At 53.4% G+C, this 9,765-nt stretch carries 9 protein-coding genes; 8 read left to right on the top strand and 1 reads right to left on the bottom strand.

Features of this window, described 5'->3' with window-relative positions; all coding sequences use genetic code 11:
* The first annotated feature begins 155 nt into the window (after nt 1-155).
* From IKE44_RS07460 to uvrC, 3 genes are all read left to right on the top strand, one after another.
* Nucleotides 156-1,079 carry an FTR1 family iron permease gene (locus IKE44_RS07460; protein ID WP_050367644.1) on the top strand — a complete coding sequence of 308 codons (924 nt, stop codon included), beginning with the start codon at nt 156-158 and terminating at the stop codon, nt 1,077-1,079.
* Nucleotides 1,080-1,262: 183 nt separating this feature from the next.
* Nucleotides 1,263-2,702 carry a hypothetical protein gene (locus tag IKE44_RS07455; protein WP_053532393.1) on the top strand — a complete coding sequence of 480 codons (1,440 nt, stop codon included), beginning with the start codon at nt 1,263-1,265 and terminating at the stop codon, nt 2,700-2,702.
* Nucleotides 2,703-2,712: 10 nt separating this feature from the next.
* Nucleotides 2,713-4,500: an excinuclease ABC subunit UvrC gene (uvrC, locus tag IKE44_RS07450; RefSeq protein WP_287465483.1), complete on the top strand. Its 1,788-nt coding sequence runs from the start codon at nt 2,713-2,715 to the stop codon at nt 4,498-4,500.
* Nucleotides 4,501-4,935: 435 nt separating this feature from the next.
* On the opposite strand, the gene IKE44_RS07445 is transcribed toward uvrC, so the two are convergent.
* Entirely contained in the window at nt 4,936-5,388 is a 453-nt protein-coding gene (locus IKE44_RS07445) for a YslB family protein (protein ID WP_013144566.1), read from the bottom strand.
* A 243-nt stretch (nt 5,389-5,631) separates the two neighbouring features.
* Here IKE44_RS07445 and IKE44_RS07440 point away from each other — a divergent pair, with 243 nt between their 5' ends.
* The 5 genes from IKE44_RS07440 (at nt 5,632) to IKE44_RS07420 (ending at nt 9,552) form a co-directional block, all read left to right on the top strand.
* On the top strand, nt 5,632-6,240 hold the full coding sequence (locus IKE44_RS07440) for a succinate dehydrogenase cytochrome b558 subunit (RefSeq protein WP_287465482.1): 609 nt from the start codon (nt 5,632-5,634) through the stop codon (nt 6,238-6,240).
* A 168-nt stretch (nt 6,241-6,408) separates the two neighbouring features.
* Nucleotides 6,409-8,166 (top strand): succinate dehydrogenase flavoprotein subunit, encoded by a 1,758-nt coding sequence (sdhA, locus tag IKE44_RS07435; protein WP_287465480.1) that lies wholly within the window; start codon nt 6,409-6,411, stop codon nt 8,164-8,166.
* A 1-nt stretch (nt 8,167) separates the two neighbouring features.
* Nucleotides 8,168-8,929, top strand: coding sequence for a succinate dehydrogenase iron-sulfur subunit (sdhB, locus tag IKE44_RS07430; RefSeq protein ID WP_049624962.1), 762 nt, complete (start codon nt 8,168-8,170; stop codon nt 8,927-8,929).
* Nucleotides 8,930-8,982: 53 nt separating this feature from the next.
* Complete coding sequence (locus IKE44_RS07425) at nt 8,983-9,222, top strand: hypothetical protein (protein ID WP_049626559.1); 240 nt, start codon at nt 8,983-8,985, stop codon at nt 9,220-9,222.
* Between the two features lie 105 nt (nt 9,223-9,327).
* Nucleotides 9,328-9,552 (top strand): helix-turn-helix domain-containing protein, encoded by a 225-nt coding sequence (locus tag IKE44_RS07420; protein ID WP_020754265.1) that lies wholly within the window; start codon nt 9,328-9,330, stop codon nt 9,550-9,552.
* Nucleotides 9,553-9,765 lie beyond the last annotated feature (213 nt).

Here is a 9,765-nt window from a genome sequence, read left to right as displayed (position 1 = left end):
CCCGCCAAAGGTGCGGAAGAGTCGTCAAGGGCGACGGGGACAAAAAAGAAGGCAATAAGAAAGCCGCCCTTGCCATGACCGAATTTTACCTTTGGCGGTGTTCGGTTGGTCAAGGGTTCGCTTCGCCGAATCCGGCAGGAAGGGGAGGCGGGGGCATGGAAGTTCAAGCGCTGCTCATTACGTTTCGCGAAGCACTGGAAGCGCTGCTGATCGTTGGCATCATCACCTCGTATTTGAAACGGGTCGGTCACCGCGAATACACGAAATACGTATGGCTTGGCGCCGCTCTCGCTGTGGCGGCGAGCGTCGGTGTCGCCATGTTGTTTCAGCTTGTCTTTACCGGTTTTGCGGCAATGGGAAGCGAGATATATTTAAAGATCGGCATCATGGTCGTTTCCACGCTGCTGTTGACGCAAATGGTGTTCTGGATGGCCGAACACAGCCGGGACATGAAAAAAAGCTTGGAAGGGAAAATGGATCAGTTTGTCACCGCCGGCAATGTCGTCGGCATGGTCATTCACTCGTTTTTGGTCGTGTTGCGTGAAGGGGTGGAAACGGTCTTCTTCTTCGCTGCGATTACGCACGGCAACATCGGAGCGGCGATGCAAGGATGGGGAGCGGCAACTGGGGTTGCCATTGCTGCTTTCGTCAGCTACTTCTTCTTTAAAGGGACGATGCGCATTCCGTTGAAGACGTTTTTTAAAGTCACCGGCGCGTTTATCGTCCTAATTGCCGCTGGACTGCTCGTGCAAGCCATTTCGATGATGCAAGATATCGGCCTCATCGGCAGCGTCATGCCGCATGTATACGATTTGACGTGGCTGCTTCCGGAACATCCGATCGATTACGAACATTACGTGCGCGACCATGGCGTCGCCCCTGTCTTTTCCGGCGAAGTCGGCGTCTTTTTAAAAGCGTTGTTTGGCTATTCATCAATGCCGTCGCTCGAGGAAATGATCGCCTATATCGGTTATTTTGTCGTGATTTACTTGCTCGTGACGAGCCGCCATGGGCAACAAAGCGGCAAACAGGAGCAACCATCGGCGGCATTGGAGGAACAGACAAAACGGGTGATGTAAGGTACAAGGCGCGGATGCCTTGTACTTTTTCTTTAGAAGGCTGGTGAAAAACCGCGGCCACCAGTAAATCAGTGGCATTTCGCCCCAAAAAAGAAGGTTGATTTCGCATGGTTTATCTAATTGAGAAACAGATGGGAATAGCAGTATTTTGTATTAAATCACCAGCCCTTTAGGGGGGATGCGATGAAACGACCGTTTCTTGACCGCGTTTGGCTTGGCTTCAGCATCGGCTTGGCTGCCGTTTTGTTGGGGGCCGGCCTGCGTTACGCCAGCCCGTACGCGGCCTCGTGGGACGAAGTTGACTTTGCGCGGGCGCTGGAGCGCTATGATTTGTTGGCGATGCAGCCGCATTTTCCAGGATATCCATATTTCGTTTTGGGCGGGATGGCTGTTCATGCCGCAATCGCTAATCCAGCCAAAGCGCTTTCGATTTTGAACGTGCTTGTGTTGTATTCCGCTGTCTTTCCCATCGTTTGGCTGCTCGCTCGCCATATGCCGCGCTCAGCGGCGCTATGGGCGGCGCTTTCGGTGCTTTCTTCAAGCTACGTGCTCCTTGCCGCCGCCAGACCGATGTCGGACGGCGCGGCGCTTGGCGTGCTTTGGTGGTACATATGGGCGGTGGAATGGGCGCGGCGGCGAACAACATGGATGGCGCAGCTTTGGCCGTCCGCGTTGTTTAGCATCCTCATGGGCATCCGTTTGTCTTATGCCCCGTTTGCTGCCGCGTTGTTGATCCTTTGGCATGAAGACTGGAAAACGCACCGCCGCCTCGGCCGCGTGGCGGCATCGCTGTTGGCGGCGGCCGCCTTTCAATTTGTTTGGGTGGCGGCGGTCGCGGCGACGGAAGGCGGCCTTTGGCCGTTTTTCAAGCTTGGTTGGGCGTTTGTTGCCGGTCATTTCAGCGAATGGGGCGGAACGGCGGCAACGAGCCCGCTGCCGTTTTCTGAGCGATTGTACCGCTTTATCGTCCACAACTTTGTTTGGACCGGCATCGCCAGCCAGCACGTTTCATTGCTGTCCGCCTATGCGGCAATCGGTGCCATCGCCTGGCGCACGGGGCGGTTTCAGCTGCCGCGTGCGCTTGTCGTTTCCGCGTTGCTGTATGCTGTCTGGGCGCTGTTTGGACAAAATATTGACAAGCCGCGCCACCTTCTTCCGTTGGTTCATTTTGCGCTGTTTTATGTGTGGGGCCGCTTTTTGGCTGCGCCGAAGGCATGGAGATTAGCGCTGGCAGCGGCGGTTGTGCTGCTGCAGTCTGCAATCGGCATCGGGCTGCTGCACGAGCAGGCAAAGACGCCCCCGGCAGTGTATCAGCTTGCCGACGATTTGCGTGACAAGCCGCAGCCGTTTGTGGTATATACGTGGGAAGAGACGCGCGTCCTAGACTATTTGAACGTGCCCTTTCCACATAAAGACGTGCTCCATTTTTCCTTCTTTTTGCAAGACAAAGAAAACTACCGCCATGCTATGATATATATGACTAATCACGTTGTCCAAGGGTTCGAGGCTCAAGGGATCGATATTTCCCGCCATGTGCGCAAAGTGAAAACGTATCGTTCCAGTCCGCTTGCCGACCCGGTGTATGGAACGATTACACTGTATGAATGGGTGGACGGAGAGTGAGGGGATGGCCATGAACGACCGGCTGAAGGAAAAGCTGTCCGTGCTCCCGGAACAGCCGGGCTGCTATTTAATGAAAGACAAACACGGAACGGTCATTTACGTCGGCAAGGCGAAGTCGTTGAAGGCGCGCGTCCGCTCGTATTTTACCGGGACGCATGATGGCAAAACGCAGCGGCTTGTGGAGGAAATCGCCGATTTCGAATACATCGTCACCTCGTCAAACGCCGAGGCGCTCATTTTGGAGATGAATTTGATCAAAAAGCATGATCCGAAATACAACGTCATGCTCAAGGATGATAAAAGCTACCCGTTTATTAAAATCACCGCGGAACAACATCCGCGCTTGCTCATCACCCACAAAGTGAAAAAAGACGGCGGCAAATATTTCGGCCCGTATCCGAACGTGCAGGCGGCGAACGAAACGAAAAAGCTGCTCGACCGTTTGTATCCGCTCCGCAAATGTTCGACGATGCCTTCGCGCGCCTGTTTGTATTACCATATGGGCCAATGCCTCGCCCCGTGCGTCAACCCGGTGTCGGACGAACAAAATAAGGCGATGGTTGAACAAATCGTCCGCTTTTTAAACGGCGGCTATGAAGACGTAAAGCGGGAGTTGGCCGAGAAAATGCACGAGGCGGCGGAAGCGCTCGAATTTGAGCGGGCGAAAGAATACCGCGACCAAATCGCGGCGATTGAGATGACGATGGAAAAGCAAAAAATGATGTTCAATGATTTCATCGACCGCGATGTATTCGGCTATGCGTACGACAAGGGCTGGATGTGCGTGCAAGTGTTTTTCCTCCGCCAAGGAAAGCTGATCGAGCGCGACGTGTCCATTTTTCCGCTTTACCAAGACCCGGATGAGGAAATGCTGACGTTTTTGGGCCAGTTTTATGCGAAAGCGCATCATTTGAAGCCGAAAGAAGTCGTCCTCCCGTCCGACATTGACGGGGAGCTTGCCCGTGAATTGCTCGGCGTAGCCGTCGTCCAGCCGAAAAAAGGGAAGAAAAAAGAGCTTGTGGAGCTGGCGAGCCAAAACGCGGCCATTGCTCTGAAAGAAAAATTTTATTTCATCGAGCGGGACGAAGAACGGACGATCAAAGCCATCGAACGTCTCGGAGAGCGTCTTGGCATTCCGGCGCCGCGCCGCATCGAGGCGTTTGACAACTCGAACATTTACGGGGCCGATCCGGTCTCGGCGCTCGTCGTTTTCCTCGATGGCAAGCCGGCGAAAAAAGAATACCGGAAATATAAGGTAAAAACAGTGGCGGGACCGAACGATTATGAAACGATGCGCGAAGTTGTGCGCCGCCGCTATACGCGCGTGTTGAAAGAAGGATTGCCGCTTCCCGATTTGATCATCATCGACGGCGGCAAAGGACACTTGTCGGCGGTGCGGGATGTGCTCGAAAACGAACTTGGACTGGATGTGCCGCTGGCTGGATTGGCGAAAGACGAAAAACATCGCACATCAGAGCTTTTGGCCGGCGACCCGCCGGATGTCGTGCCGCTTGACCGGCAAAGCCAAGAGTTTTATTTATTGCAGCGCATTCAAGACGAAGTGCACCGGTTTGCGGTCACGTTCCACCGCCAGGCGCGGCAGAAGACGATGTTCCATTCCGTGCTTGATGACATTCCCGGCGTCGGGGAAAAGCGGAAAAAAGCGCTGTTAAACTATTTCGGATCAGTCAAAAAGATGAAAGAGGCGACCGTTGATGAGCTGCAACGGGCGAACATTCCACGGGCGGTGGCGGAGAAAATCTATGAAAAACTGCGTCAACTACCCCCACTTAGCTAACGCTTGAAGTGGGGGCTTGCAACTCCCCAGAAGTGCGAGCGGACTTTGTCCTCCTTCCTTGACTTGGGGTTGCATCAGGGGCAGGTTGACAACTGCCCAACGACACAGGTCATGCCTGCATCGTTACCGATTCTCTCGGTGTGTCTGTTGGCAGTACTTGGCTTCCACACACAACAGACGGACCTACGCTCGATGTTTTGCGGTTGCAACGTTTCCTGCAACCAACTCCATCCATCGAGCAGCCGTGATTGGAGTGCCTTTATTAAACGGTTGTCTCCACATCTTTATTCTATCATACACAAAAGAAAGGGGGAACGCGCATTCCTCTCCCACTTACTCCCTTTGGTCGTTGAAGTGGGAGTCTCCTGCGCGAAATAGGATGAATAATGGCTGAACGGACGCCCGTTTTGCGAGCGGACGCCCGTTCTTTGCATGTCATTCGATCGCCTGCTTCCGATCCCATTTCACCAAAATGCGCGCTTTGCCGTCCCGCTTTGGCGGCAGTTCGACCGCTTCGGTGACGAACCGCTTTTGTTGTTCGATTTGCTGGGCGAGAAATCCAGCCTCAAGCTGGAACGAGCAGCTGCCGTACAAGGAAAAGCGGGCGGCGATGATGGGGCCCGACAGCTCGATATAGAGTTCGTCGTTTCGCTCCTCGCCGGTTGATAGCTCCCCCCAGCCCGCCCGTTCAAAAAATACGGCGACGTCATCGAGCGTTCCGAGCGGGTAGCGCCGCGCCAGCTGTTTGCCGGCCCAGTACAGCAGCGAAGCGGCATCTTTGCCAAGCAGCTCGGGAAGAAGCGAATGGCGAAGCAGCTCAGCCCCGAAGGCGGAAAGCGCAATCGACCCAAACATTTGATATTGGTCCTCTAATGGTGGCTGTTTCATCGTTTTCCCCTCTTTCTATCCATTTCCCCATTATAGCTGAATTGCTGCCGGAGTGCATCCTCTTTCCTAAGGTGGCGCAACTATGAGAATGTTTGAACATTTTGTGTCAGTGTTTTCTTGACGCTTGTACAATGTGGGAGTACAATGAATGTGACAAGCGAATAGGGGAATGGAAGACGTTTCCGTTTCCGCATGGCGAGCGAGAGGGACATATTTTTTATTCAATTGAAGGGGGTTTACATAATGGCAGGGAATCGCGAGTTTTACTATCGCCGGCTCCATTCGCTGCTGGGGGTTGTTCCCGTCGGCATCTTTTTAGTGCAGCACTTGGTCGTCAACCATTTTGCGACCCGTGGGCCGGAAGCGTTTAACCGGGCGGCGGCGTTTATGGAAAACTTGCCGTTCCGCTATTTTCTTGAAATTTTTGTTATTTTTCTTCCATTGTTGTTCCACGCTGTATACGGCATTTATATCGCGTTTACAGCCAAATTCAACACTCGCCAGTACGGCTATTTCCGCAACTGGATGTTCATGCTTCAGCGGATCACCGGCATCATTACATTGATTTTTGTCGTCTGGCATGTGTATGAAACGCGGGTGCATGCTGCATTCGGCGCCGAAGTGAACTACGACATGATGGCCAACATTGTCGACAATCCGTTTATGCTCGGATTTTATATTGTTGGAATCTTGTCCACGGTCTTTCACTTCGCCAACGGTTTATGGTCGTTCTTCGTCAGCTGGGGTTTAACGGTATCCCCTCGTTCACAGCAAGTATTTACGTACATTACGATGATCATTTTCATCGCGCTTTCCATTGTCGGCATTCGCGCCATCTTGGCGTTTGCGTAAGACAAGCGTTCCATTCCTAAGGAATGATTCAACGATGAACTGCTGCGTTGGCTCGTGACAAACGTGCTCTAGCCGTTCGCCGAACGATCGCTTGGTCGATGGCGGGCCGGCAAGGCAAAACGTGCGGCATGCAAGCAAAAGCAGCAATCTATTAGGGAGTGAGTAGCTATGAAAAAAGGGAAAATCATCGTTGTTGGCGGTGGGTTGGCCGGTTTGATGGCCACGATTAAAATCGCCGAAGCAGGAGTGCCTGTCGAACTGTTTTCGCTCGTTCCGGTAAAGCGTTCTCACTCCGTCTGTGCCCAAGGCGGCATTAACGGAGCGGTCAACACGAAAGGGGAAGGCGACTCGCCGTGGGAGCATTTTGACGACACCGTCTATGGCGGGGACTTCTTGGCGAACCAGCCTCCGGTCAAAGCGATGTGTGAAGCGGCGCCGGGGATTATTTACATGCTCGATCGGATGGGCGTCATGTTCAACCGGACGCCGGAAGGGTTGCTTGATTTCCGTCGTTTCGGGGGGACGCAGCATCACCGGACCGCCTATGCTGGAGCCACGACCGGGCAGCAAATTTTGTATGCACTTGATGAACAGGTGCGCCGCCATGAAGTGGCCGGGCTCGTCACGAAGTACGAGCATTGGGAGTTTTTAGGCGTCGTTTTGGATGACGAGCAAATTTGCCGCGGCATCGTCGCACAAGATTTGCGGTCCATGGAAATCAAAGCGTTTCCAGCCGATGCCGTCATTTTGGCGACCGGCGGCCCGGGGATCATTTTTGGGAAATCGACGAACTCGGTCATCAACACTGGTTCAGCGGCTTCGATCGCCTATCAGCAAGGGGTTTACTACGCGAACGGCGAGTTTATCCAAATCCATCCGACCGCGATTCCAGGCGATGACAAGCTTCGGTTGATGAGCGAATCGGCGCGCGGGGAAGGCGGCCGCGTCTGGACGTATAAAGATGGAAAACCATGGTATTTTCTTGAGGAAAAATATCCGGCTTACGGAAACTTGGTGCCGCGCGATATCGCCGCCCGGGAAATTTTCCATGTGTGCGTCGACTTGAAGCTCGGCATCAACGGCGAAAACATGGTGTACCTCGATCTTTCCCATAAAGATCCGAAAGAGCTCGATATCAAGCTCGGCGGCATTATCGAAATTTATGAGAAGTTCATGGGCGAAGACCCACGCAAAGTGCCGATGAAAGTATTTCCGGCCGTTCACTATTCGATGGGCGGCTTATGGGTCGACTATGACCAAATGACGAACATCAAAGGGCTGTTTGCCGCCGGTGAGTGCGATTATTCCATTCATGGCGCCAACCGTCTCGGGGCAAACTCGCTTCTGTCGGCGATTTACGGTGGAATGGTCGCCGGCCCGAATGCAGTCCGCTACATCCGCGGCCTCGAGAAATCGGCCGATGCGATGCCGTCGACGCTGTACGACCGTTATGTCAAACAAGAGCAGGAAAAATGGGAAAACATTTTGGCGATGGACGGCACGGAAAACGCCTACGTGCTGCATAAAGAGCTCGGTGAATGGATGACGGCAAACGTGACGATCGTCCGCTACAACGACCGGCTGCTGAAGACCGATGAGAAAATTCAAGAGCTGATGGAGCGGTATAAAAACATCAGCGTCACCGATACGTCGAGATGGAGCAACCAAGGGGCGACGTTTATCCGCCAGCTGTACAACATGCTCCAGCTTGCCCGCGTCATTACGCTCGGCGCGTACTATCGCAACGAAAGCCGCGGGGCGCACTACAAGCCGGAGTTTCCGGAACGCAATGACGAAGAATGGCTGAAAACGACGATGGCCCGCTATACGCCAGACGGTCCGGCGTTCCATTACGAAGATGTCGATGTCTCGTTGATTAAGCCGCGCAAACGCGACTACAGCAAAAAGAAAGAGGAAGTGAAGTAAGATGAGCGAAAACAAAACGGTTCGGTTCATCATCACGCGCCAAGATCGTCCGGATTCCGCGCCGTATGAAGAAGAGTTTGTCATTCCGTACCGCCCGAACATGAACGTCATTTCGGCGCTCATGGAAATTCGCCGCAATCCGGTCAACGCCAAAGGGGAAAAAACGACGCCGGTCGCCTGGGAAATGAACTGTTTGGAAGAAGTGTGCGGGGCCTGCTCGATGGTCATTAACGGAAAGCCGCGGCAAGCATGTGCGGCGCTCATTGATAAATTAGAGCAGCCGATCCGCCTGGAGCCGATGCGCACGTTCCCGGTCATCCGCGACTTGGTCATCGACCGGAGCCGGATGTTTGATGCGCTAAAACTCGTCAAAGCATGGATTCCAATCGACGGAACGTACGACTTGGGTCCGGGTCCGCGCATGCCGGAGCGGAAGCGGCAATGGGCGTACGAGCTGTCCAAATGCATGACGTGTGGGGTCTGTCTTGAAGCGTGCCCGAACGTCAACAGCAAGTCGAACTTTATCGGCCCGGCGCCGCTGTCGCAGGTGCGGCTGTTTAACGCCCATCCGACCGGAGCGATGCATAAAGCCGAGCGGCTGCGGGCGATTATGGGCGACGGCGGTTTGGCCAACTGCGGCAACTCGCAAAACTGTGTGCAGTCGTGCCCGAAAGGCATTCCGTTGACGACATCGATCGCGGCGTTAAACCGCGAAACGACGATTCAAATGTTCCGCGATTTCTTTGGCAGCGACGAAGTGTAGCGGCAGAATCAAAATCCCCTTCATTCGAACAGACATGAGGGGGATTTTTTGTTTTGCTGGACAAGCGGCAGCCAACCGTCTCCGGCGAATCGAAAGATAAAGAAGAAAAGGCTCTTCATCACAAAGTGTACTTGAAAAAGAAAGACGATCATGATAAAGAAAAACCAAAACAGCATTTTTTCCTTTTTATACCACACATCTCTTTGAACAACATTGCTATCATGTTTGTCTTTAAAAGTCAAGTACATCTTTTGGTGATGAACCGAAAAAAAAAAGACCCATTTTTCTATTAGATAAGCAAATTTTCGTCACCGCCGTTCTTGCTCTCACATACGATATGGCGAGGAAATACCCATCCGGCAGTTCGGGCCCATTGAGAGCAAGGAGGGTTACAACCGTTGAAGGACAAATCGTTTCAATCGAAGCCGCTTTTGACAAAAAGAGAAAAAGAAGTCTTCGAATTGCTCGTGCAAGACAAGACGACGAAAGAGATCGCCCAAGAGCTGTTTATCAGCGAGAAAACGGTCCGCAACCATATTTCGAATGCGATGCAAAAGCTTGGGGTCAAGGGGCGCTCGCAAGCTGTCATTGAATTGCTTCGAATGGGCGAACTTGAACTATAAACGATGCCGGCTTTCCTTGTTGGACAGCCGGCTGTTATGTTCCCTTGCGGCCGGACGAGGCTTGGCGCCCGTCCGGCCTTCGTGTGCGCCCGGCATGGGTGCAGTCTATAGGGTGAAAGTCCCGAACTGCGAAGGCAGAAGTAGCAGTTAGCTTAACGCAAGGGTGTCTGCGGCGACGCAGAATCTGAAGGAAGCGGGCGGCAAACTTCCGGT

It is taken from the genome of Geobacillus sp. (assembly GCF_017515625.1).
In the GTDB taxonomy this organism is placed as follows: domain Bacteria; phylum Bacillota; class Bacilli; order Bacillales; family Anoxybacillaceae; genus Geobacillus; species Geobacillus stearothermophilus.
Note: the sequence above shows the minus strand (reverse complement) of the source record. Positions and strands in the feature narration are given on the sequence as shown.